This is a genomic window from Curtobacterium sp. MCPF17_031 (assembly GCF_003234035.1).
Taxonomy (GTDB): Bacteria; Actinomycetota; Actinomycetes; order Actinomycetales; family Microbacteriaceae; genus Curtobacterium.
The window spans coordinates 83,922-105,317 of sequence record NZ_QKSG01000008.1 but is presented as its reverse complement, the minus strand read 5'-3'; the positions used below and the strand labels follow the sequence as shown (position 1 = coordinate 105,317).

The 21,396-nt window shown below is 72.4% G+C and carries 23 protein-coding genes; 8 read left to right on the top strand and 15 right to left on the bottom strand.

The window, feature by feature from the left end; translation table 11 throughout:
• Positions 1-75: 75 nt before the first annotated feature.
• A complete protein-coding gene (locus tag DEJ31_RS12380) occupies positions 76-798 on the bottom strand; it encodes a VIT1/CCC1 transporter family protein (protein WP_111045244.1) in 723 nt (240 codons plus the stop codon).
• A gap of 152 nt (positions 799-950) precedes the next feature.
• Between DEJ31_RS12380 and DEJ31_RS12375 the strand changes: the two genes are divergently transcribed.
• The gene (locus tag DEJ31_RS12375; RefSeq protein ID WP_111122008.1) at positions 951-1,757 is read left to right on the top strand and encodes an SGNH/GDSL hydrolase family protein; all 807 of its coding nucleotides are present in this window, start codon (positions 951-953) and stop codon (positions 1,755-1,757) included.
• Here DEJ31_RS12375 and DEJ31_RS12370 read toward each other — a convergent pair.
• From DEJ31_RS12370 to DEJ31_RS12360, 3 genes are all read right to left on the bottom strand, one after another.
• Positions 1,745-2,239, bottom strand: coding sequence for an N-acetyltransferase (locus DEJ31_RS12370; protein WP_111045246.1), 495 nt, complete (start codon positions 2,237-2,239; stop codon positions 1,745-1,747). The two genes, DEJ31_RS12375 and DEJ31_RS12370, sit on opposite strands and share 13 nt — an antisense overlap.
• Before the next feature lie 104 nt (positions 2,240-2,343).
• Complete coding sequence (locus DEJ31_RS12365; RefSeq protein WP_258366286.1) at positions 2,344-3,744, bottom strand: LLM class flavin-dependent oxidoreductase; 1,401 nt, start codon at positions 3,742-3,744, stop codon at positions 2,344-2,346.
• 110 nt (positions 3,745-3,854) lie between these two features.
• On the bottom strand, positions 3,855-4,223 hold the full coding sequence (locus tag DEJ31_RS12360) for a VOC family protein (RefSeq protein WP_111045247.1): 369 nt from the start codon (positions 4,221-4,223) through the stop codon (positions 3,855-3,857).
• A 63-nt stretch (positions 4,224-4,286) separates the two neighbouring features.
• Here DEJ31_RS12360 and DEJ31_RS12355 point away from each other — a divergent pair, with 63 nt between their 5' ends.
• Positions 4,287-4,781: a MarR family winged helix-turn-helix transcriptional regulator gene (locus DEJ31_RS12355; RefSeq protein ID WP_111045248.1), complete on the top strand. Its 495-nt coding sequence runs from the start codon at positions 4,287-4,289 to the stop codon at positions 4,779-4,781.
• Between the two features lie 122 nt (positions 4,782-4,903).
• Here DEJ31_RS12355 and sufU read toward each other — a convergent pair whose 3' ends face one another.
• From sufU to DEJ31_RS12330, 5 genes are all read right to left on the bottom strand, one after another.
• On the bottom strand, positions 4,904-5,353 hold the full coding sequence (gene sufU / locus DEJ31_RS12350; RefSeq protein ID WP_111078978.1) for a Fe-S cluster assembly sulfur transfer protein SufU: 450 nt from the start codon (positions 5,351-5,353) through the stop codon (positions 4,904-4,906).
• Positions 5,350-6,681, bottom strand: coding sequence for a SufS family cysteine desulfurase (locus tag DEJ31_RS12345; RefSeq protein ID WP_375537626.1), 1,332 nt, complete (start codon positions 6,679-6,681; stop codon positions 5,350-5,352). The genes sufU and DEJ31_RS12345 overlap by 4 nt, the downstream gene beginning before the upstream one ends.
• Before the next feature lie 92 nt (positions 6,682-6,773).
• Positions 6,774-6,986: an antitoxin gene (locus tag DEJ31_RS12340; RefSeq protein WP_110902524.1), complete on the bottom strand. Its 213-nt coding sequence runs from the start codon at positions 6,984-6,986 to the stop codon at positions 6,774-6,776.
• 134 nt (positions 6,987-7,120) lie between these two features.
• A complete protein-coding gene (locus tag DEJ31_RS12335) occupies positions 7,121-8,404 on the bottom strand; it encodes a chloride channel protein (protein ID WP_111122007.1) in 1,284 nt (427 codons plus the stop codon).
• A gap of 138 nt (positions 8,405-8,542) precedes the next feature.
• Complete coding sequence (locus DEJ31_RS12330) at positions 8,543-9,526, bottom strand: magnesium and cobalt transport protein CorA (RefSeq protein ID WP_258366285.1); 984 nt, start codon at positions 9,524-9,526, stop codon at positions 8,543-8,545.
• 93 nt (positions 9,527-9,619) lie between these two features.
• Between DEJ31_RS12330 and DEJ31_RS12325 the strand changes: the two genes are divergently transcribed.
• Positions 9,620-10,087 carry a hypothetical protein gene (locus DEJ31_RS12325; RefSeq protein WP_181433523.1) on the top strand — a complete coding sequence of 156 codons (468 nt, stop codon included), beginning with the start codon at positions 9,620-9,622 and terminating at the stop codon, positions 10,085-10,087.
• A gap of 59 nt (positions 10,088-10,146) precedes the next feature.
• Here the strand turns inward: DEJ31_RS12325 and ald are convergent, their stop codons facing one another.
• The 3 genes from ald to DEJ31_RS12310 form a co-directional block, all read right to left on the bottom strand.
• Positions 10,147-11,247: an alanine dehydrogenase gene (gene ald, locus DEJ31_RS12320; protein ID WP_111122053.1), complete on the bottom strand. Its 1,101-nt coding sequence runs from the start codon at positions 11,245-11,247 to the stop codon at positions 10,147-10,149.
• Positions 11,248-11,401: 154 nt separating this feature from the next.
• Entirely contained in the window at positions 11,402-12,418 is a 1,017-nt protein-coding gene (locus DEJ31_RS17720) for a helix-turn-helix domain-containing protein (RefSeq protein ID WP_146243149.1), read from the bottom strand.
• Positions 12,419-12,499: 81 nt separating this feature from the next.
• The gene (locus tag DEJ31_RS12310) at positions 12,500-13,462 is read right to left on the bottom strand and encodes a sugar-binding transcriptional regulator (RefSeq protein ID WP_110904392.1); all 963 of its coding nucleotides are present in this window, start codon (positions 13,460-13,462) and stop codon (positions 12,500-12,502) included.
• 193 nt (positions 13,463-13,655) lie between these two features.
• Here DEJ31_RS12310 and DEJ31_RS12305 point away from each other — a divergent pair, with 193 nt between their 5' ends.
• A complete protein-coding gene (locus tag DEJ31_RS12305) occupies positions 13,656-15,398 on the top strand; it encodes a glycerol-3-phosphate dehydrogenase/oxidase (RefSeq protein ID WP_181427473.1) in 1,743 nt (580 codons plus the stop codon).
• A 47-nt stretch (positions 15,399-15,445) separates the two neighbouring features.
• On the opposite strand, the gene DEJ31_RS12300 is transcribed toward DEJ31_RS12305, so the two are convergent.
• Positions 15,446-16,102 carry a histidine phosphatase family protein gene (locus DEJ31_RS12300; RefSeq protein WP_111045254.1) on the bottom strand — a complete coding sequence of 219 codons (657 nt, stop codon included), beginning with the start codon at positions 16,100-16,102 and terminating at the stop codon, positions 15,446-15,448.
• Between the two features lie 53 nt (positions 16,103-16,155).
• Here DEJ31_RS12300 and DEJ31_RS12295 point away from each other — a divergent pair, with 53 nt between their 5' ends.
• Entirely contained in the window at positions 16,156-16,680 is a 525-nt protein-coding gene (locus DEJ31_RS12295; RefSeq protein WP_111122005.1) for a DinB family protein, read from the top strand.
• Positions 16,681-16,735: 55 nt separating this feature from the next.
• Here the strand turns inward: DEJ31_RS12295 and DEJ31_RS12290 are convergent, their stop codons facing one another.
• The gene (locus DEJ31_RS12290; RefSeq protein WP_111122004.1) at positions 16,736-17,761 is read right to left on the bottom strand and encodes a sugar-binding transcriptional regulator; all 1,026 of its coding nucleotides are present in this window, start codon (positions 17,759-17,761) and stop codon (positions 16,736-16,738) included.
• 70 nt (positions 17,762-17,831) lie between these two features.
• Complete coding sequence (locus tag DEJ31_RS12285) at positions 17,832-18,656, bottom strand: GolD/DthD family dehydrogenase (RefSeq protein WP_111122003.1); 825 nt, start codon at positions 18,654-18,656, stop codon at positions 17,832-17,834.
• Between the two features lie 49 nt (positions 18,657-18,705).
• Here DEJ31_RS12285 and DEJ31_RS17430 point away from each other — a divergent pair, with 49 nt between their 5' ends.
• From DEJ31_RS17430 to DEJ31_RS12270, 3 genes are all read left to right on the top strand, one after another.
• Positions 18,706-19,005 carry a hypothetical protein gene (locus DEJ31_RS17430; protein WP_220033244.1) on the top strand — a complete coding sequence of 100 codons (300 nt, stop codon included), beginning with the start codon at positions 18,706-18,708 and terminating at the stop codon, positions 19,003-19,005.
• Between the two features lie 68 nt (positions 19,006-19,073).
• On the top strand, positions 19,074-20,876 hold the full coding sequence (locus DEJ31_RS12275; protein ID WP_111122002.1) for a dihydroxyacetone kinase family protein: 1,803 nt from the start codon (positions 19,074-19,076) through the stop codon (positions 20,874-20,876).
• Positions 20,873-21,334, top strand: coding sequence for a ribose-5-phosphate isomerase (locus tag DEJ31_RS12270; protein WP_110904378.1), 462 nt, complete (start codon positions 20,873-20,875; stop codon positions 21,332-21,334). Before DEJ31_RS12275 ends, DEJ31_RS12270 begins: the two co-directional genes overlap by 4 nt.
• The last annotated feature ends 62 nt before the right edge of the window (positions 21,335-21,396 follow it).

Below are 21,396 nucleotides of genomic sequence, written 5' to 3'. Positions count from 1 at the left end.
CCGGACCCACGCGCACGACGCGAGGCGACGTGCGCGACGCGACGCGACCCGCCCGTCGAGCGCCGCGCACGCGCGTCAGGACACGTGTGCCCCGAGCAGGGTCCCGGCGCCGTAGGTGGCAGCGAGTGCGAGTGCTCCCCCGAGCACGACGCGGACGGTCGCCCGACCGCGGGGTGCGCCACCGAGGGTCGCGCCGGTGGTGCCGGTGACGGCGAGCGCGATGAGGACGGCGACGACGGTGACGAGGATCTGGCTCGACGCCGGGGCGAGCAGCATCGCGAGGAACGGCAGGGCGGCACCGACGGTGAAGGTCGCGGCGGAGACCCAGGCGGCGCGCCAGGGGCTGACGACCTCGTCCTCGGCGTCGCGGAGGGCGGCGGCGGCACGGCGGCCCCGGACCTCGGGGCGCACGAGTTCGGCGGCGACGGTGTCGGCGACGTCCGGGGAGACCCCGAGCCCGCGGTAGTGCGCGGCGATGGTGGCCTGGTCCTCGGACTCGGCCTCGAGCTGTGCCTGGTGTGCGGCCTGCCCGGTGCGCTGGGCGTCACGGGCGCCGCTGACGGACACGTACTCGCCGAGCGCCATCGACACGGCGCCACCGACGAGGGCAGCAGTACCCGCGGCCAGGACCGGTCCGGCGGCCGCGCCGGTCCCGGCGACACCGACGAGGACGGCGGCGACGGACACGATGCCGTCGTTGGCGCCCAGGACCCCGGCGCGCAACCAGTTCAGGCGGGCGGCGCTCGTGGCGTCGTCGTGCCCGGTGACGGGGAGCGCGAGGTCAGCAGCGGTCGACATGAGGAAAGGAAAGCACTTGTCAGCTGATCGCACCAGCAAGGGAAGGCTGCCCTGACCGGGCATTTCGTGGTGAGGGCAGCCTTCCCTCAGCACGGCCTGCGCATGAGGAGCACGATGGATGACGCCACGACCGAGTCTCACCGAGGAGGACCATGTCCGCCGTGCCCGCCCGCACCGATCCCGTCCGCTACGTCGCCATCGGGGACAGCTTCTCCGAGGGTGTCGGCGACGACGGGGACGTCCCGTTCCCCGGCTGGGCGGGGCGCCTGGCAGTCGGCCTGGCGGACCACCTGTCCCGGCCGGTGTCGTACGCCAACCTGGCGATCCGCGGTCGTCTGCTCGCGGGGGTCCTCGACGGGCAGCTGGACGCCGCCCTCGCCCTCGACCCGGCACCGACGCTCATCACCTTCTGCGGCGGCGGCAACGACATGCTCCGCCCCGGCTACGACGTCGACGTGCTGCTCGGACGCCTGGCCGAGGCCGCGGACGTCGTCGCCGCCCATGGGATCCGGCTCGCACTGCTCAGCCCCGCGGACCCGAGTGCACGGCTGCCCCTCGGACGGCTCATCAACGCCCGCGGTGACGCCTGGGCCGAGGCGCTGACCGGGTTCAGTCGCGAGCGCGGGCTGCCGTTCGTCGACGTCTCACGCGACGCGCACCTCGGCCGCGCCGAGTTCTGGTCCGAGGACCGCCTGCACATGAACCCGCTCGGACACCAGCGGGTCGCCGACCTGGCACTGCACGCGATCGCCGACGGTCCGGAGGCCGCGGTCCCGCGCGTGCCGGACCCGACGAAGACGTCGGTGGGCGAGGAACTCCGGTACTACCGCGACCACGTCGTCCCGTGGGTCCGGCGTCGAGTGACGGGTCGGTCCTCCGGGGACGGTCGGGCCGCCGGGCAGGGCGACTGGGCGCCGGTCGTGCCGTCCCGGCCGGGAGGCGCGGGTCAGACCACGTAGGTCCGCGTCGGTCGGCCGCTCAGCGCGTGCGGGAACGGCTCGCCGACCGGCCGGAACCCCGCGCTGCGGTAGAGGCGGAGGGCGGGGGCGTTGTCCTCGAGCGCGTGCAGCATGCAGTGCTCGTGTCCGGCGGCGCGGGCTTCCTGCACCGCGGCGACGAGGAGCGCCCGGCCGAGACCGCTGCCCTGCGCCGACGGATCGACGGCGAGCAGGCTCAGGTACGCGGCGTCCGACGGGCTCGCTCCCCCACCGCTGCCCGGTGTCGTGACGAGGGCGAAACCACGGACCGCGCCGTCTGCCCCCGGCGCGACCACGAAGGCGACGCGTCCGGCGGCGAACTTCTCCGCCGCTCGTGCCCGGACTGCCGGGTCCTCGGGGCGACCGTCACGTGCGGCGACCGCCGCCACCCAGAGGTCGATGCAGGCGGCATCGAACTCCCGCGACCCTGGCTCGGCGACCCGCACGGCTGTCGTCGACTCCATCACCCGCCCACCCTACGACCGAGCCCCTGCGTGGCCTCGCCGGTCAGCCCTGCGTGCCCTCGCCGGTCGGCGGGGCGCCGGCCGGACCTCCGGCGGTCAGTCCGTCACGCCGACGCGGGCTCCCGCACCCGGAACGACGCTCCGCGGTGCTCCTCCGGCAGCCGGTCCCCGCGCCCGGACAGCTTGTTCCGCAGTGACCCCTCGCGGTACCCCTCGGGGTAGGCACCGCGGGCCCGGAGCTCCGGGATGACGAACCCGATGACGTCCTCCCACGTGCCCGGAGTCACCGCGTACGCCAGGTTGAACCCGTCGACGTCGGTCTGCTCCTGGATGTCGACGAGCCGCTGCGCGATCGTCGCCCCGCTGCCGACCTCGACCGGGCCGAGGCCGCCGATCGCCGTCTGACGCGCGATGTCGCGGACCGTCCAGGTGGTGCCGTCCTCACCCGTCGCGGCGGACAGGTTCGCGGCGGCCGACTGGATGGCGTTGGACTCGATGTTGCCGAGCGGTTCGTCCAGGTCGTACTGCGACAGGTCGACGCCCATCCAGCCGGAGTTGAGCACGAGCGCGCCCTCCTCGGACGCGTACGAGAGGTAGTCGCGGTACTTCGCCTGCGCGAGCTCGTCGGTCTCGTCGGTGATCACGGTGAGCAGCGTGTAGACCTTGGCGGCGTACCGGTCGCGACCAGCAGCCTCCAGTGCGTCCCGGATCTTGCCGACGGTCACCGCGAGCTGCGGCAGGGTGGGCGCCCCGACGAACACGGCTTCGGCGTTCTCGGCCGCGAAGCGGATGCCGCGCGGTGACGCACCGGCCTGGTAGATGACGGGTGAACGCTGCACGGAGGGCTCGGACAAGTGGATGCCCGGCACGTCGAAGTGCTTGCCGTGGTGTTCGATCGGGTGCACCTTCGCCGGATCGGTGAAGACGCCGGTCTCGCGGTCCTCGATGACGGCGTCGTCCTCCCACGAGCCCTCCCACAGCTTGTAGAGGACCTCGAGGTACTCGTCGGCGACGTCGTACCGGTCGTCGTGGCTGAGCTGGTCGGTCTGCCCCATGTTGCGTGCGGCGCTCGGCAGGTACCCGGTGACGACGTTCCAGCCGACGCGGCCCTTCGTCAGGTGGTCGAGTGTCGAGATGCGTCGGGCGAACGGGTACGGGTGCTCGTAGGCGGTGCCGGCGGTGATCCCGAACCCCAGGTGCTCGGTCACGGCCGCCATCGCCGACACGAGCAGGATCGGGTCGTTCACCGGCACCTGCGACCCTGTACGGAGCGCCGCTTCGTTCGTGCCGCCGTACACGTCGTACGTGCCCAGGACGTCGGCGATGAAGATGCCGTCGAACGCACCGCGCTCGAGCGTCTTCGCCAGGTCGGTCCAGTAGGACAGGTCGTTGTAGTGCCGGGAACGGTCGCGCGGGTGGCGCCACAGTCCGGAGGACTGGTGGGCGACGCAGTTCATGTCGAACGCGTTGAAGCGGATCTGCCGGGGCTCGCGGTTCGTGGTCACGACGCGACCGTACGACGGGTACCGGGGGTGCGTCACGGACCGTGACGCCCCGTGACGCCGACGTCCGCCGCCCCGCGCTCGGTGCGCTGCGCGCGGGGCCGACGACCGCGTCAGGCCTTGTCGTGCAGCGTCACGTGGTAGCCGTCCGGGTCGGCGAAGGTGAACGTCCGACCGAACGGCCCGTCGATCGGCGCGGCGACGATGCGGTGGCCGTCGGCCTGCAGAGCGTCGTGCATCGCCTGGACCTCGGTGCCGTGCAGCCAGAGCGCGACGCCGACGCCGGGCTGGTCCGCCGCGGCGAGGTCGGTTCCGGGGACGATGTCCCGCAGCGCGAAGGCGACCGGTGTCGTGGTGAAGACCACGGCGTGCGGGGGGCCGGCGGGCGAGCGGACCAGGCCGAGGTACCGCTCGTAGAACGCCTGCGACGCGTCGAGGTCGCGGACCTGCAGGGAGACGAAGTCGGGGCCGGTGACGGGCATGGGGTTGCTCCTTCTGTTGATGTCAGGCTTCTGACATGGACGAGCGTATGTCAGACTTCTGACATGAGTCAAGACGGACACGGCGTTGACCTGCCGACCTCGATCGGGTACCTCCTCAAGGAGACCGCGAGCGCGCTCCGTGCGTCGATGGAGGCCGTCCTCAGGCCGCTCGGCATGACCGTGACGCACTACGCCTGCCTGGAACTGCTCGCCCAGCGCCCGGGTTCGTCGAACTCCGAACTGGCCCGCGGCACGTTCGTGACCCGGCAGTCGATGAACGTCCTCCTGCGGACACTGGAGCGGGACGGAGTCGTCACGAGGCCCACCGAGGCCCGTGCCGGCAGGGTCATGCCGGCACGACTGACCGATCGTGGGCGGCGGGACCTGGCCGCGGCGACCGCTGCCGTCCGCTCCGTCGAGGACCGGATGCTCGGCGACCTCGACGAGGACGACCGCGCAGCCGCCAGACGACTCCTGCGGAGCATGGTCCGGTCGCTCCGCAGCGATGGAGCCGACCGGCAGCCCGACCCGGCTGACGTCGCCGACGTCGCCGACTGACCGGCGTCGGAGGCGGGCGCGTCAGACGGGAGACACGGCGACGGGAGGCACGGCACCCGCTGGCACCGCACCTCCCGTCCGGTGGGCTGCCGCCGATCCGCGCCCTCGGCGCGGGACGCGCCTCAGCGCGCCGCGACCGCCTGCTGCGCCGCCGTCTCGGCGGCGACCCAGGCGAGCATCCCGCACTTGACGCGCATGACGAACTTCGAGACACCGTGGAACGCGACGAGGTCCTCGAGCACGTCCTCGTCCGGCTCGCCGGCACCGCGGGAGCGCATCATCGTGCGGAACTCCTCGGTCAGGGCGAGGAGCTCCGGAACGGTCCGCCCGACGGCCATGTCGGTCAGGACCGAAGCGGACGCCATCGAGATCGAGCACCCGTCCCCCTGCCAGGCGACCTCGGCGATGCGGTCGGTGCCGGGCTCCAGACGCAGCCGCACGGTGATCTCGTCCCCGCACGTCGGGTTCCGTTCGAAGTGCTCGGCGTCGGCGTGCTCGAGCGGGCCGTCACCGTGCCGGGCCTTGGCGTGGTCCAGGATGACCTGCTGGTACAGGCTGTCGAGGCTGCTCACGAGGCGTCCTCCGCGTCGGCGCCGAAGTACCCGCGGATCTCGCTGACGGCGGTGACGAAGCGGTCGACGTCCTGCTCGGTCGTGTAGACGTAGGTGCTCGCCCGGCTGGTGGCGGTCAGGCCGAGCCGGCGGTGCAGCGGCTGGGCGCAGTGGTGGCCCGACCGGACGGCGATGCCCTGCGCGTCGAGGTACTGCGACACGTCGTGGGCGTGCACCCCGTCGACGACGAACGAGGCCAGGCCGCTGCGCGCGACCCCGGCGGGCGGCCCGACGACGGTGATGCCCGGCACCGCGGTGAGCCCGGTGAGCATCCGCTGCGCCAGGTGCTCCTCGTGCGCCTGCACCCGCTGCATGCCGATCCGTTCCAGGTACCGGACGGCCTCGGCGAGCGCCACGGCCTGGGACACGGGTTGGGTCCCGGCCTCGAAGCGCTCGGGTGCCGGCATGAAGTCGGTGTGCTCCATCGTCACGGTCGTGATCATGGACCCACCGGTGCGGAACGGCGGCAGCGCGTCGAGCAGGGCCTGGCGCCCCCACAGCACGCCGATGCCGTTCGGTCCGAGCATCTTGTGCCCGGAGAACGCGGCGAAGTCGACGTCCAGTGCGCGCACGTCGAGCGGACGGTGCGGCGCGGACTGGCAGGCGTCCAGGACGACGAGGGCCCCGACCGCGTGCGCCGCGGCGACGACCTCGGCGACCGGGGCGATCATGCCGGTGACGTTCGAGACGTGGGCGATCGCGACGACCCGGGTGCGGTCGGTGACGTGCGCGAGTGCGTCGGCGGCGCTCCAGCAGCCGGTGTCGTCCACCGGCACCCAGCGGAGCGTCGCACCGGTGGCCGCGGCGAGCTCCTGCCATGGCACGAGGTTGGCGTGGTGCTCGGCCTCGGTGACCAGGATCTCGTCCCCGGCACCGATCCTGAACCGGTCGGCCTCGGGACCACCGCGGCCGGCGCTGGCGTTCCGGATGCCGTACGCGACGAGGTTGAGGGCGTCGGTGGCGTTCGCCGTCCAGACCACTTCGGACGGGTTCGCGGCGCCGATGAAGCGGGCGACGGTGGCCCGGGCGTCCTCGTAGGCGTCGGTGCTCAGCGCGGCGAGGGTGTGTGCGCCGCGGTGCACGGCGGCGTTGTCGTGCTCGAGGAAGCGGCGTTCGGCGTCGAGGACCTGCACGGGTCGCTCAGCCGTGGCCCCGGAGTCGAGGTAGGCGAGCGGCTGCCCGTTCACCTCGTGCTGCAGGATCGGGAAGTCGGCCCGGATGCGGGCGACCTCGTCCTCGGTGAGCGGCTCGACGGAGTCGTCCGTCGGCGCTGGTGCAACGATCGTCACGGTGCTGGCCCTCCTGTGCGTCTCCGGCAGACAACCCGTCAATCGTGGTCGTTCTTCCCGGTGCAGTCCAGTCGGGCCAGCGCCGCGCCGGGCTACTCGTTGCCGACGCGCTTGTCCGCCTCGTCGCGGGCCTTGTCGATCTTGTCGTCGTACTTGCCGCCGGTGGCCTTCTTCACGGCGTCGGCGACACCGTCGAACACCTTGTCGCTGACGCCCTCGGCCTTCTCGCTCTTGAGCGCGTCCTGGACCTTGCCGTCCCGCAGGAAGGACTGGGCCTTCTTCGTGATGTCGTCGAATCCCGCCATGACCGGCTCCTCACCTCGCCGCGGTGCCTGGTGCTCCGCGTCCTGGCGCCGATGCTAACCACGGCACGACCGGTCGGTCCGGCTCGTCCACCGGATGCCCAGCAGCGTCCCCGCGAGGGCCGACGGCCGGGTCGTCAGGCCATCTGGGCGCTGCGGCGGCGGGCCAGCACGTACCCGACGGCGACCGATCCGCTGACGGCCAGGAGGGACGGGATGAGGATGTCGGTCCCCTGCTGCGTGAACTCGACGACGAGCACGAGCGCCGTGAACGGTGCGCGCATCGTCGTCGCCAGGAACGCGGCCGCCCCGATGAACGCGAACGAGGCGATGCTGCCGCCGTCCACCGGCCAGAGCAGCAGCCAGGCGGCACCGAGGAACCCGCCGAGTGCCGAGCCGATCGCGATCGACGGCGTCAGGGTGCCACCGACCGCGCCGGCGCCGATCGTCGCGGCCGTGGTGACCGTCTTCAGCAGGCCGAGCACCAGCAGCGCCAGGAGTGGTGTCATGCCGAGCAGGGTCGGACCGTCGAGGTCGGCGTTCATGGCCGCGATGCCGAGTGCCCGGCCGTTGCCCATCACCTCGGGGAACGGCACCGCGACCAGGCCGACGAGTGCGAAGACGACCGGCAGCACCACGAGGAGCTTCCACCCGGTCGGGGCGATGCCCTGCAGCCGGTTCGTCGTCTTGACGAACCCGACACCGGCGAAGCCGAGCAGCGGCCCGACGACGACCGCCCAGACGAGCAGCGACGGCGAGAGGTGCATCGCGGGCACGTGGTAGAGCACCTCGTCCGGGATCACCAGCCGCGCGACGAACGCCGCCACCGCACTCGTCACGAACGCGGGCAGCGCGGTGGCGAGGGTGAGCTCGCCGAGCAGGACCTCCACCGCGAACAGCGCCCCACCGAGCGGGACGTCGTACACCGCCGCCAGGCCGGCCGCCGCTCCGCAGGCCACCAGCACCTTGGTCTCTCGCCGGCTCAGACCGGCCCGGACCGTGAGCAGCTGGGCGGCCCAGGCGCCGATCTCCCGCGGTGCGACCTCTTTGCCGATCGAGGCGCCGAGCCCCACCGCCAGGATCTGCACGCCCGCGTTGCCGAGCGTCACGAGCGACGGCATCCGCTTGCCGGCGACCGCCGCGGGTACGCCGACGACGGGTCGTCCCCAGCGTCGGATCGCCCACCACGCGACCGCGGTCAGGACCCCGGCGGCCAGGATCGCCAGGAACCGGTTCAGGCCCGACGGTGCATCGGCGGCCTCGTGGTGGCCGGCGAAGGGGTACCCGAACGCGACGAACTGGATGAGCTGGAGCGCGAGCCACACGGCGATCCCCGCGGCCCCGCCGGCGACCCCGACGAGCCCGGTGACCACGGCGAGCTTCAGCACCCAGGCCGGGCTGGCGTGACCGTTGTGTGGCATGTCGGCAAGCGTAGTGGGAGCGCTCCGCCGGGACGGCCGGGAGGCTCGGCTCGCCCCCGCGGTCCGGTCCCGACCTGCGGATGGTGATGGGCCTCCCGGCCTACTGGTGGCGCCCTGCCGGCCGACGCGCTGTCGCGGTCAGAACCAGCGTTTGACCTTGAACACCGTGTACAGGACCGCCGCGAACAGGACCATCGCGAGGATCGACAGCGGGTAGCCCCACGTCCACGACAGCTCCGGCATGTGGGTGAAGTTCATGCCGTAGATCGCCGCGATGAGCGTCGGGGCGAACAGGATCGCCGCCCACCCGGAGATGCGCTTCGTGTCGTCGTTCTGCTTCTGCGCGGCCAGGGTCGAGTCGACCGTCAGCGCGTTCTGCAGCAGCTGCCGGAAGGTGTCGAGACGCTCGACGACCCGGATGACGTGGTCCAGGACGTCGCGGAACCGCCGCTGCAACTCGACCGGCAGGTGGTACTTCTCGGCGCCGCGGTGCAGGTCCTCGATCATCCGGATGAGCGGGCGCGCTGCCCGCTGGAAGTCGACGACCTCGCCGAACAGCTCGTAGACGCGGCGGGACACCCCGGCGCTGCCCGAGAACAGCTGGCCTTCGATCTGGTTGATGTCCTCCTCGAGACCGTCGATGACCGGGCGGTAGTCGTCGACGATCGAGTCCATCAGCGCCCAGAGCTGCGCCTGCGACCCGGCGGTGACCAGGCCCGGCTTGCCGCTCATCCGCTGCAGGGCGCGCGGCACGGTCCTGGGTCCGCGCGGGTCCGCCTGCACGACGGCCAGGAAGAAGTCCTCACCGACGAAGGCGTGCACCTCGCCGAACTCGACCTCTTCCTCGGCGTCCCGGTACACGGCGGGCTTGAGCACGGCGAAGAGGGTCGAACCGTAGCGCTCGAGCTTCGGCCGCTGGTGCCCCTCGGCGGAGTCCTCGACGGCCAGCTCGTGCAGCCCGAGGGCCACCGCGACGTCCCCGAGCTCGACGGCGTCGGGCCGGTCGAGCACGATGCACGCCGAGGCACCGTGCTCCTCGATCATCCGGAAGCTGTCGTCGAGCGTGCCGCTCGCCGTCGGCGCGATGCGGTCCACGTACACGGTGTTCAACTCGACGGTCACGGCACCACCGTACGCACCCTGGGCAACCGGTGGGCGAACGGCAGCGGGACGGCGTAGCGTCCGGAGCTGCTCGACGCGGCGTGGATCCTGTCCGTGCAGTTCGGGTACCTGTGGCTCAGCGAACCGGTCATCGTCGCGCTGCCCGGCGTGCTCGCCTGGGCGTTCGTGGTGCTGGGGCGCACGACGCCGTCCGGCCGAGTCGAGGCGATCGTCACCGACGGGACGTTCGGGCTCCACCTCGGCTGGGTGTGCGTGGCGACGGCGGCGAACACGGCCGCGGTCCTGTCGGCAGCGGGCTTCCGGGGTCTCGGCCTGGGCCAGGACGTCTGGGGTGTCGTCGTCGCCGCGGTCGCTGGGCTCGTCGGCGTCCTCGTGGCCGTCACCGGACGTCGGCGCATCTCGCCGACGCTCACGCTCGGCTGGGGGCTCGCGTGGGTCGCGGTCGCCCGACTGGACGGGCCCCTGGCGCGGCCCGCCCGGCGCGGCCCCGCCCGACGCAGACGCGAAAGCGACAGATCGACACGAGAGATCTGCGCCGATCTGTCGCTTTCGCGTCGCTGACGGGCCCGGCAGGACTGGAGGCGCGGCCCACCCCGCCCCGCCGGCGGGCCCCGGTGGGCTCAGCGTGCGGCGGCCACCAGCCCGTGCGCAGCGGCGACGGCTCCGTTCGTCACCCGGCCCGCGTGCACGTTGAGCCCGAGCGCGAGGGCGGGATCGGACTCGAGCGCGCGCTCCCACCCCTGGTCCGCGATCGCCACCGCGTAGGGCAGTGTCGCGTTCGTCAGCGAGATCGTGCTGGTGCGGGGTACCGCGCCCGGCATGTTCGCCACGCAGTAGTAGACGGCGTCGTGCACCGCGAACGTCGGGTCGTCGTGGGTGGTCGGCCGCGAGCCCTCGAAGCAGCCGCCCTGGTCGATGGCGATGTCGACCAGGACCGATCCGGGTCGCATGTCGGCGACCATCGCGTCGGTCACGAGCTTCGGTGCCGAGGCACCCGGGATCAGCACCGACCCGATGACCAGGTCGGCGTCCGCCACGGCCGCGGCGATCGCGAGCGGGCTCGAACGAAGGGTCGTCACCCGTCCGTCGAAGCGCGCGTCGAGGGCACGGAGGCGCGGCAGGCTGATGTCGAAGACCGTCACCTCGGCGCCCATCCCGAGGGCGATCGTCGCGGCGTGCTCACCGGCGACGCCGCCGCCGATCACCACGACACGGCCCTTCGGTGTCCCCGGGACGCCACCGAGGAGCAGGCCACGTCCGCCGTTCGCGCGCATCAGGTGGTTCGCACCGACCTGCGCGGCGAGCCGGCCGGCGATCTCGGACATCGGCGAGAGCAGCGGCAGGGAGCGGTCCGGCAGCTGCACGGTCTCGTACGCGATCGCGGTCGCGCCGGACTCGACGAGCGCCGAGGTCAACGGGCGGTCGGCTGCCAGGTGCAGGTAGGTGAAGAGCACCTGGCCCTCGCGGATCAGCGGGTACTCGGCGGCGACGGGCTCCTTGACCTTCAGGACCATCTCCGCCTGGTCCCAGACCCGACGGGCGTCGGGCACCACGGTGGCGCCGGCGCCGGTGTACTCGTCGTCATCGAAGGCCGATCCCGTCCCTGCTCCGGCCTGCACGAGCACCTCGTGTCCGTGCATCGTCAACTCGGCGACCCCGGCGGGGGTGACGGCGACGCGGAACTCGTTGTTCTTGATCTCGGTGGGGGTGCCGATGCGCATGACGGACTCCTTCGTGGGCAGTTGCTCGGTCCCCACTATTCAGCCGCGTGTTCGTTGCTGGTGCGGTCAGGCCGAACGATCGCCCGGGTCGAAGGTGTTCGGTGTCACGATGTTCGGCGAGGCGGCGCTCGGGAGCGCTCCCACCGAATGCTGCTCAGTGACGCGGTCGCGATCGCAGCGTGTCGCTCGGCAGCTCGCCGAAGCGGGACCGGAACGCCGCCGAGAACCGCCCGAGGTGCCCGAAGCCCCACCCGCGGGCGATGTCGGCCACCGAGGTCTCGTCCCGCTCGGCACGCCGCAGGTCTTCGCGCGCACCGTCGAGTCGCACGGACCGGAGCAGTTCACCCGGGGTCTGGTCGAGGTGGCGGCGGAGCGACTGCTGCAGACCGCGCGGACTGAGACCGGCGGCCGCGGCGATCTCGGGAGTCCCGATCGACTCGCGGGCGTGGGCGTGCACGTAGTCGAGAGCACGACGGAGGCGCTGGTGCTCCGGCCCGGTGCCGGAGACCGCGGCGCGCCAGCTGCTGCGACGCGGGAACGCGCGGACGGCGGCGGTCGCGAAGGCCTCGGCGATGTCCCGGCGGGCGATGGCGGACAGCTCGGTGTCGACCTGCAGCCACGTCGAGGAGTGTCGGCGGACGGTCTCCTGCCAGACGCGCAGGCCGTCCTGGTCCGGGCGCTCGAGCGGTTCGAACGCGAAGGTCTCGTCGCCGACCAGATCGGTCAGGAACTTCCGGTCCAGGTGCACGAGGTTCAGGCCGATGTCACGGTGGTGCAGGTCGTAGGTCTCCGACGGCAGGACCATCGGCACTCCCTGCACCAGGTCGACGGAGCGTCCGTTGAACGTGATGGTGCTGCTGCCGCTGCGGAGCCACGCGACGATGACGTCGTCGGACTGGCTCTGGCTGCGCAGGTCGACGCCGAACCGAGAGGTCCGGAGCGACATCCGCTCGTCGGTGACACCGGCGAAGTCCCACAGCGTCTCGGGGCGGGTGCGGCGGATCACCGGCGCCTTCAGGTCGTAGTCGGACGTGAAGAACGCCATCGCCTGGTCGATGTCCGTCCCGGCCAGTCGTCGGTAGGAGCGGGTGTCCTGCCGTTCGACGGGTCGTTGCCGCGTGGTGCCGGAGGAGCGGACGGCGGACGGACCGGCTTCGGGAGGGAGCACCATGCTCCGACCGTAGATCAGACCACCGACAGCCGGACCGGGACGCTCACCCCGGAGCGAGGGCACCGACCTCCGGACCGGGTGTCAGTTCTGCAGGATCGCCTGCCCCACGCTCTCGTCGAGGATGAGGTCCGTCACGAGCCCCGCCGCCAGCGCTCCGCGCAGCGACGCGGCCTTCTCCCGCCCGGCGACCACGCAGATCCGCCGCGGTGCGCGCTTGATCGTGTCGAGGTCGGGGGCACCGGCCCGGGCGTTCACCCCGATGTCCTTCCACGACCCGTCCGCCCGGTAGAACACCGTGGAGACGTCGCCCACGACCTGCGCGGTGACGAGCTCGTCCTGGTCGGCCGGGTCCAGGTACCCGCCGGAGTACACGTGCGACGGCACCGGTGCCTGCGGGGCGCCGACACCGAACACGACGACGTCCATCCGTTCGTGCAGGTCGAGCACGCGGCGGATCGAGCGTTCCCGGAAGAGCGCGGCCTTCGTGGCGGGGTCGTCGAAGAACGCGGGCACCGGGAACTGCTGCACGAGGGCGCCGTACGCCTCACCGAAGCGCCGGAGGATCTCCGAGGCGTAGACGATGCCGGTCGTGCGGGTGTTCGCCGCACCGTTCACCTGCACGATCGTGGAGCCGTGCGTCGTCTTCGGCACGAGGTACCGGCTGACGGCGCTGACCGTCGAGCCCCACGAGATGCCGATCACCATGTTCGACTCGATGTACTGCGTCAGGATCCGGGCAGCAGACAGGGCCACACGCTCCAGCCGGTCCACGTCGCTCGTGTGGTCCGGCACCGGGACGACGTGCGCGTGCACGCCGAAGCGTGCGCGGATGCTGCGGCTGAGCGCGGCGGCCTGGTCGAGTGGCGAGCGGATCTGGATGTCGACCAGTCCGGTGTCCCGTGCGTACTTCAGCAGTCGGGACACCGACGAGCGGGACGTGCCGAGCTCGTCGGCGATGGCGTCCATCGTCAGGTCCTGCAGGTAGTAGAGGTGCGCGGCCCGCAGGGCCTGCTGGGTGCGCACGGGCTGGGCGGCATCGCTCATGGATCCGAGCATGCACGGACGTGCACGCCGTCTGCAACCCCGTCCGTGCCTCCAGTCGGCGCTGGCGCACCACGGGACGGAGGCGCGACAACCGTTCTGCACGTCCGTGCACGCAGGTTGCCCAAGCGTTCCGACGAGCGCACGATCGATGGAGTACCAACGGAATCGACCCCAGAAAGCGATGCGAACGACGATGTCGAAGAAGACGCAGCCCAGGAACACGGTCACCGCCCTCACCGGACGCCCGAACGCACAGGTCCTCATCGTCGGGGGCGGGATCAACGGCATCGCCACCTTCCGCGACCTCGCCCTGCAGGGTGTCGACGTCGCCATCGTCGAGCGCAGCGACTACGGCTCCGGCGCCTCCGCAGCATCGAGCCACATGATCCACGGCGGCATCCGCTACCTGGAGAACGGCGAGTTCCGCCTCGTGCGCGAGAGCGTGCAGGAGCGCAACGGCCTGATCCGCATCGCCCCGCACTACGTCAAGCCGCTGCAGACGACCATGCCGGTCTTCTCCACCTTCTCCGGGATCATGAACGCCCCGCTGCGCATGCTCACGCACAAGCAGCGCTCCACCAAGGAGCGCGGCGCGATGCTGATCAAGATCGGCATGACGATCTACGACTCCTTCTCGCGTGACGGTGGATCCGTGCCGAAGCACGTCTTCCGCACCAAGAAGGCCGCGCTCGAGGACATGCCCGCGCTGAACCGCGACCTGAAGTACACCGGCACCTACTACGACGCCTCCGTGCACGAGCCGGAGCGCCTGGCGCTCGACGTCCTCAAGGACGGTCTGGCCGCCGGCACCGGCACCGGTGCCGACGCGACCGCCCGTGCGACGAACTACGTCGAGGCGGTCGGCGCCCGCGACGGCGGTGTCCTGCTCCGCGACCGCGAGACCGGCGAGGAGTTCGTGTTCACCGCGGACGTCGTCGTGAACGCGTCCGGCCCCTGGACCGACCTGACCAACGAGGCGTTCGGCGGCGGCACGAAGTACATGGGCGGTACGAAGGGCTCCCACATCGTCGTCGACAACCCCGAGCTGCTCGAGGCGACGAAGGGCCGCGAGCTGTTCTTCGAGAACAACGACGGCCGCATCGTCCTCATCTACCCGCTCAAGGGCCGGGTCCTCATCGGCACGACCGACATCGACGCCGACCCGTCACAGCCGGTCGTCACGACCGACGAGGAGATCGACTACTTCTTCGGGCTCGTGAAGCACGTGTTCCCGCAGATCGAGGTCACGCGCGACCACATCGTCTACAGCTACTCGGGCATCCGGCCGCTCCCCCGCCACGAGGACACCGCCCCCGGCTTCGTGTCCCGCGACTACCGGATCGTCGACACCCCGATCGCCGGCCTGCCGGACACCACCGTGCTGTCGCTCGTGGGCGGCAAGTGGACGACCTTCCGTGCCCTCGCCGCACACCTGTCGACCGACGTCACGACGAAGCTCGGCATCACCCGCAAGGTCGACACGACCGGCATGCCGATCGGCGGTGGCAAGGACTTCCCCACCACCGACGGGCAGCGAGCCCTGTGGATCAAGTCGCACCGCGACGGCCTCGCATCCGAGACCGTCGACCGTCTGCTCGACCGCTACGGCACCCGTGCCGCCGAGGTCGTCGACGCGCTGGTCACCGGTCCGGTCGAGCCGCTCGAGTCCGACGCCACGCTCACCCGCGCCGAGGTCCGGTACTTCGCCGAGCACGAGCAGGCCGTGCACCTGGTCGACGTGGTGCTGCGCCGCACGAACCTCGCGTTCGTCGGTGGCGTCACGATCGACCTGCTCGACGAGCTCGCTGACGTCATGGCCGAGACCCTCGGCTGGACGGCGGAGGACCGCGCCGACGAGGTCCAGCGCACCCTCGACGTGCTGCGCGAGTCGCACCGCGTCATCGTGCCGTTGACGTCGGCGTCGCAGCTCGCCTGACCGTTCCGCAACACGTGGACCCGGACGGGAGGCTCGGACCGGCCCCGTCAGAACCGCTCGCCGGTCGGGTCCTGCGCGCTCAGGTCCGCCAGGTCGTCGCCGCCGATCGGCTCGCCCGCCCAGTCCACGAGGCGCCACCCGTCCGTCGTCGAGCCCTCGAGCTCGACGACGCCGGTGTTCTCCAGGTGCCGGTTCCGGCCGAGGTCATTCGGGACGTTCTGCGCCGTCACCGCGGCCCAGATCCGGATCGCGGCACCGTGGCTGAAGGCCGCCGCGACCTCGGCGCCGGTCGCCTCGATCTGCCGGACGGCGTCGTCGTAGCGGCCGAAGAAGGCGTGGCCGTCCTCGGCGCCGGGCATCCGCTCGTCGAGGTCCCCCGCGGCCCAGGCGTACGCCGCGGCGAGGTAGGTCTGCACCGACACGGTGTCGCGCTTGCCCTGCAGCTCGCCGGCCTCGATCTCACGGAGGCCCGGCAGCACCACGGGCTCCAGGCCGAGCGCACGCGCGAGCGGTGCGGCGGTGATCTGCGTCCGGACCATGGTCGAGGCGAAGAGCCGCTCGATCACCCGGTCGCCGAGGGCTGCGGGCAGCGCGTCCGCCTGCTCCTGCCCGAGGTCGGTCAGGCCGGGCCCGGGGACTTCGGCGTCGAGCAGGCCGGTCACGTTGGCGGGGGTCTGTCCGTGGCGGACGAGCAGCAGTCGCATGGCCTCACCCTACGGACCGCCCTGCCGGGTCCGGTGACTGCTACGGTCTGGCCGTGGCGATCGAACCGGACACGAAGAACTGGACCTGGGTCATCGAGTCGGCCTGCCCGGACTGCGGCTTCGACGGCGGCACGACGACGATCCGCGGCGTGCCCGAGCTCATCGACGCGAACACCGCAGGGTGGCCGGAGCGGTTGCGCCGCGACGACGTCCGGCAGCGCCCGGACGACGCGACCTGGTCACCGCTCGAGTACGGCGCCCACGTCCGCGACGTGCACCGGAAGATGACCGAGCGCCTCGAGCTGATGCTCACCGAGGACGACCCGCTCTTCCCGAACTGGGACCAGGACGCCACCGCCGTCGCCGAGCGCTACGGCGAGCAGGACCCCGCGGCGGTCACCGAGGAACTGACGGCCGCCGCCCGTCGGGCCGCCCGGGCGTTCGCCGCCGTCCGTGACGACCAGCTCGACCGCACCGGACGTCGTTCCGACGGCAGCGGCTTCACGGTCGCGACCCTCGCGGTGTACTACGCGCACGACCCGGTCCACCACCTGTGGGACGTGCGGCACGCGCGCTGAGTGATCCGGGCCTCCCGGCCGGCCAGGACCACTGACGGACCGGGCCGCCGACGGGTCAGGCCAGCGCGTCGAGCAGCGCCCTGGCCGTCGCTGCGTCCGTGACCAGCTCGTTGACCAGACGGCCGCGCACGGCGCTGATGATGCTCGGCACCTTGACCGCGCCGACGGCGACGCCGACCGCGTGGGGCACGGCGGCGAGCACCTCGCGAGAGGTCCGCACCATGCGGTCGCTGCCGGGGAACTCGATGGGTTCACCGTCCGGGCCGGTGAAGTTGAGGCAGACGTCGCCGGTCGCCCGGTCGAACACGTCGTCGTCGACCGGCAGCCCGCGGGCCATCGCGTCCCGCGTCACGACCGGCGCGCCGATCCCCAGGATCGCGCCCTTCGCTCGGCTCCACAGCCCGACGACGTGCTGGAACGCGGGGTCCTCGTCCAGGGAGGCCCGGAGCGCCTCCGACGGCAGGGCCTGCGCGAACAGGAACGTCGGGATCGCACCGGACCGCTCCGCGGCCGCGCGGGTGATCTCATTGGTCTGGAACCACTGGTTCGGGTCGGCCTGACCACCGACGGTCGGGACGAGCTGCACGCCGGGCATCGCCGGCATCGCTCCGCGCGCGATCGCGTGCACGGTGCTGCCGGACGACATCAGCACGGCGTCGCCCGGGGCCAGGCGCATCCCCTCGACGGCGGCGGCGACCGGTTCGGCGAGGTCCACGCCCAGGGTCGCGGTGTGCGTGACGGCGGCGAGGTGCACGGCCTGGAGCCCGAGCACCACCTGCAGTCGCTCGGCCAGGGCGACGGTCTCGTCCTGGAACGGGTCGACGACCTCGATCCGGACCAGGCCGGCACGGCGGGCCTCGGACACGAGTCGGCTCACCGTGGGGCGGGACACCCCGAGACGCGTGGCGATCTCGTTCTGCGTGGCGTCCTCGAGGTAGTACATCCGCGCGGCCTGGTAGACGGTGTCGAGCGGGAACCGGGACCGCTGGCCCTCAGGGGCGGGCGTCGCCGACCCGGGCCGGTCCGGACTGACCGGAGTGGGAACGGCCGGCGCCGATGCGGACGGGGTTCTGTCAGACATCGAGCGCGGGCCTCCCGGGTGCGGTGCCGTCGGGCGTGCGGACGGCACCGCGATCGTAACGCCGCCCGCGCTACCGGATCGTGAAACCACCGTCGACCCGGAGGTCCGCACCGTTCACCATCGCTGCGGACTGGCCCGCGAGGAAGAGCACGGCCGACGCGATCTCGGCCGGGGTGGCGAACCGCCCGGTCGGGATCTCGTCCTGGTGGCGCAGGCCCGCGTCGTTCGCCCACGCCGAGCGCCCGAGCGCGGTGAGCACGACGGTCGGCGACACCGTGTTGACCGTCACTCCCCGACGTCCCCACTCGAGCGCGAGCACCCGGGTGAGGCCGAGGACGCCGGCCTTGGACGCGCAGTACGCGGCGTGTCCGTCGAGCCCGACGTGCGCAGCCTGCGACGCGATGTTCACGATGCGCCCGTACCCGGCGTCGAGCATGTGCCGCCCCACCGCCTGCGCCACCCGGTGGGTGCCGGTGAGGTTGACGTCGAGCGTCCGTGCCCAGGCGTCGGCGCCCAGGTCCTCGGCCGCTCCGAGGGCCACGATGCCCGCACTGTTGACGAGGACGTCGACACGGCCGGTGGCGGCCATCACGGTCGCGACCGCGGCATCCACCGAAGCCTGGTCGGTCACGTCGCAGGCCGCACCGAGGTGCCCGGTACCGACGAGGTCGGCCGCGACGGCGGCAGCAGCCTCCGCGCGGACGTCGACGACGGCGACACGGGCGCCGCGCTCGGCGAGCGCGTGGGCGATGGCCTCGCCGATGCCGGAGGCGCCACCGGTCACCACCGCCACCCGGCCGGCGAAGGCGTTGGTGTGGTCGACGCGGACCGGGCCGGAGCGGAGGGCCGCGGCGATGTCGTCTGCTGCAGGGTCGTGGTTCGAGGAGTGGGACATGAGTGGGTAACATACCCGATGTCACATAGTCCCGCGATCGAGAGCGAACATGTCAACGTCGACGGAACCCCTCCTCCCTCGCGCGCGTCCGACCGATCCGGGCGGGCTCGACCGCCTCGGGACACCCCGTCCCCTGGCCGCTGGGCTCCTCGGGGTCCTCGTCGCGGGGTGTTCCTTCGGCTGCTCGCTCGCCGGCTTCGTCCCGATGGGTGCCATCAGGCCGGCGCTCGCACCGCGGCACCGGGGCGCCGCGGTCACATGGACCTTCGTCGGCCTCTACGCCTGCGCCTTCGTCCTGGTCGGCCGACTCCGCGTGCCGCCGGCCCCGACGACCGATGCACAGCCCTGAGACAGATGACCACCACGCCACCCACCCACCCAGCCACCCACCCACGCGTCCCCGAGGAGGACCCCACCATGACCACGATCTGCGACGACCCCGAGGACTTCGCCGAGGACCAACTCAGAGGCTGGCTCGCCCTGTACGCCGACCGGGTGCGCGGCGTCACCGGCGGGGTGGTGACCCTGCCGACCGCCGGTGCGTCACCACAGGTCGCAGTCGTCGTGGGCGGAGGCTCGGGGCACTACCCGGCGTTCAGCGGGCTGGTCGGACCCGGGCTCGCGACCGGCGCCGTCGTCGGCAACCTGTTCACCTCGCCGTCGGCCGCGCAGGTGTACTCGGTCGCGAGGGCCGCCGACCAGGGCCGCGGGGTCGTGCTGTCCTTCGGCAACTACGCCGGAGACACGATGAACTTCGGGCTCGCTGCGGAGCGGCTCCGTGCGGCCGGCATCGACACCCGGATCGTCGTCGTCACCGACGACGTCGCCTCGGCCGACGAGGCCGACCGTCGCCGCGGCATCGCGGGTGACTTCGCGGTGTTCAAGGCGATGGGTGCCGCCGCGGCCGCGGGCGCGTCCCTCGACGAGGTCGAGCGGATCGGTCGGCACGCGAACGGACGGACCCGAACCATCGGCGTCGCCTTCTCCGGGTGCACCCTGCCGGGTTCGGCCGGGCCGCTCTTCACCGTGCCGGCCGGACACCTCGGCCTCGGGCTCGGCATCCACGGCGAGCCGGGCATCCGGGACGTCCCGTTGCTCCCGGCACGAGCCCTGGCCGAGTTGCTCGTCGAGCGTCTGCTGGTGGAGTCCCCGCTCGACGCAGCGGTGCGTGACTCGACGGCGCCCCGTCGGGTCGCAGCCGTCCTCAACGGCCTGGGGGACACGAAGTACGAGGAGCTGTTCCTGCTGTGGGGCCGGATCGCTCCGCTCCTGACGGCCGCGGGGGTCGAGGTCGTCGAACCCGAGGTGGGCGAACTCGTGACGAGCCTGGACATGGGCGGCTGCTCGCTCACCCTGCAGTGGCTCGACGACGAACTCGAGCGCCTCTGGCGGGCCGATGCCCACACGCCGGCGTACCGCAAGTCCGCCGCACCGGTCGCGGCGCTGGTCCCGGCGGACGTCGCGACCGAGGCGGCGACCACCGCGTCCGTCGTCCCGGACGCGGCCCCGGCCTCCCGTCGAGCGGGCGAAGCAGCACGCGCCGTGGTCCGGGCGATGGACGCACTGCTCCGCGAGCAGGAACACGAACTGGGTCGCATCGACGCGGTGGCCGGTGACGGGGACCACGGACGCGGGATGGTGAAGGGCGTCGGCGCCGCTCGCCGGGCAGTCGAGGGCATCGACGGGTCCGCCGGGGTCGGCTTCCTGCTCGGACGCGCGGGAGAGGCCTGGGCGGCCGAGGCCGGCGGGACGTCCGGCGTCCTGTGGGGTGCGGCGCTCGAAGCGTTCGGCGCGTCGATCGGAGACGACGCCGACGAGGTCACCCCGTCGATGGTGGTCGACGCCGCGCGGGCCTTCGCCGAGGCGATCGTCCAGCTCGGGCGGGCGCAGCGCGGGGACAAGACGCTCCTCGACGCACTGTTGCCGTTCGTCGACGTGCTCGACGAAGCGGTCGCGGCTGGACGACCGCTCCCCGATGCCTGGGCCGCCGCCGCCGAGGTCGCCGTCCGGCAGGCGGTGGCGACCGCTGCACTCACTCCGCGGGTCGGCCGCGCCCGCCCGCTCGCCGAGAAGAGCCTCGGGACGCCCGATGCCGGTGCCGTCTCGATGGGGATGGTCCTCACCCGGATCGGCGAGGTCCTGACCAGCCGGGTCGAGCAGCCCGACACCACCGCCAGCACCACCACCACCACCACCACGAACAGAGGAGTGCACGCATGACGTTCCGCATCGCGATCGGGTCCGACGACGCCGGCTTCACGCTGAAGGAGGTGCTGCGCGCCGACCTCGCCGCCGACCCGCGCGTGGCCGAGCTCACCGATGTCGGGGTCGACGCCGACGGCCACACCGCGTACCCGCACGTCGCCGTCGAGGCGGCCCGCCTCGTCGCCGCGGGCCACGCCGACCGGGCCCTGCTGGTCTGCGGCACGGGCCTCGGCGTGGCGATCAGCGCGAACAAGGTGCCGGGCATCCGAGCGGTCACCGCACACGACCCGTTCAGCATCGAGCGCTCGGTGCTGTCCAACGACGCCCAGGTGCTCTGCCTCGGGCAACGCGTGATCGGGTCCGAACTCGCCCGACGCCTGGTCCGGGAGTGGCTCGGGTACACGTTCGACCCCACCTCGGCGAGCGCCGGGAAGGTCGACGCGATCCGGTCCTACGAGCGCTCGGACGACTGAGACCACGGACGCTGTGCTCCGGCCGCAGGGGCGGCCGGAGCACAGCGTTCTGTCGGCTGTCG

Excerpts from the sequence above, each read along its gene's own strand:
- DEJ31_RS12335 (WP_111122007.1), bottom strand. The coding sequence starts at position 8,404 with ATGCCACACAACGGTCACGCCAGCCCGGCCTGGGTGCTGAAGCTCGCC.
- DEJ31_RS12285 (WP_111122003.1), bottom strand. The coding sequence starts at position 18,656 with ATGTCCCACTCCTCGAACCACGACCCTGCAGCAGACGACATCGCCGCG.
- DEJ31_RS12270 (WP_110904378.1), top strand. The coding sequence starts at position 20,873 with ATGACGTTCCGCATCGCGATCGGGTCCGACGACGCCGGCTTCACGCTG.
- DEJ31_RS12340 (WP_110902524.1), bottom strand. The coding sequence starts at position 6,986 with ATGGCGGGATTCGACGACATCACGAAGAAGGCCCAGTCCTTCCTGCGG.
- DEJ31_RS12290 (WP_111122004.1), bottom strand. The coding sequence starts at position 17,761 with ATGTCTGACAGAACCCCGTCCGCATCGGCGCCGGCCGTTCCCACTCCG.
- DEJ31_RS12375 (WP_111122008.1), top strand. The coding sequence starts at position 951 with ATGTCCGCCGTGCCCGCCCGCACCGATCCCGTCCGCTACGTCGCCATC.
- DEJ31_RS12380 (WP_111045244.1), bottom strand. The coding sequence starts at position 798 with ATGTCGACCGCTGCTGACCTCGCGCTCCCCGTCACCGGGCACGACGAC.
- DEJ31_RS12310 (WP_110904392.1), bottom strand. The coding sequence starts at position 13,462 with ATGAGCGATGCCGCCCAGCCCGTGCGCACCCAGCAGGCCCTGCGGGCC.
- DEJ31_RS12355 (WP_111045248.1), top strand. The coding sequence starts at position 4,287 with ATGAGTCAAGACGGACACGGCGTTGACCTGCCGACCTCGATCGGGTAC.
- DEJ31_RS17430 (WP_220033244.1), top strand. The coding sequence starts at position 18,706 with ATGTCAACGTCGACGGAACCCCTCCTCCCTCGCGCGCGTCCGACCGAT.
- DEJ31_RS12360 (WP_111045247.1), bottom strand. The coding sequence starts at position 4,223 with ATGCCCGTCACCGGCCCCGACTTCGTCTCCCTGCAGGTCCGCGACCTC.
- DEJ31_RS12275 (WP_111122002.1), top strand. The coding sequence starts at position 19,074 with ATGACCACGATCTGCGACGACCCCGAGGACTTCGCCGAGGACCAACTC.
- DEJ31_RS12305 (WP_181427473.1), top strand. The coding sequence starts at position 13,656 with ATGTCGAAGAAGACGCAGCCCAGGAACACGGTCACCGCCCTCACCGGA.
- DEJ31_RS12370 (WP_111045246.1), bottom strand. The coding sequence starts at position 2,239 with ATGGAGTCGACGACAGCCGTGCGGGTCGCCGAGCCAGGGTCGCGGGAG.
- DEJ31_RS17720 (WP_146243149.1), bottom strand. The coding sequence starts at position 12,418 with ATGGTGCTCCCTCCCGAAGCCGGTCCGTCCGCCGTCCGCTCCTCCGGC.
- ald (WP_111122053.1), bottom strand. The coding sequence starts at position 11,247 with ATGCGCATCGGCACCCCCACCGAGATCAAGAACAACGAGTTCCGCGTC.
- DEJ31_RS12300 (WP_111045254.1), bottom strand. The coding sequence starts at position 16,102 with ATGCGACTGCTGCTCGTCCGCCACGGACAGACCCCCGCCAACGTGACC.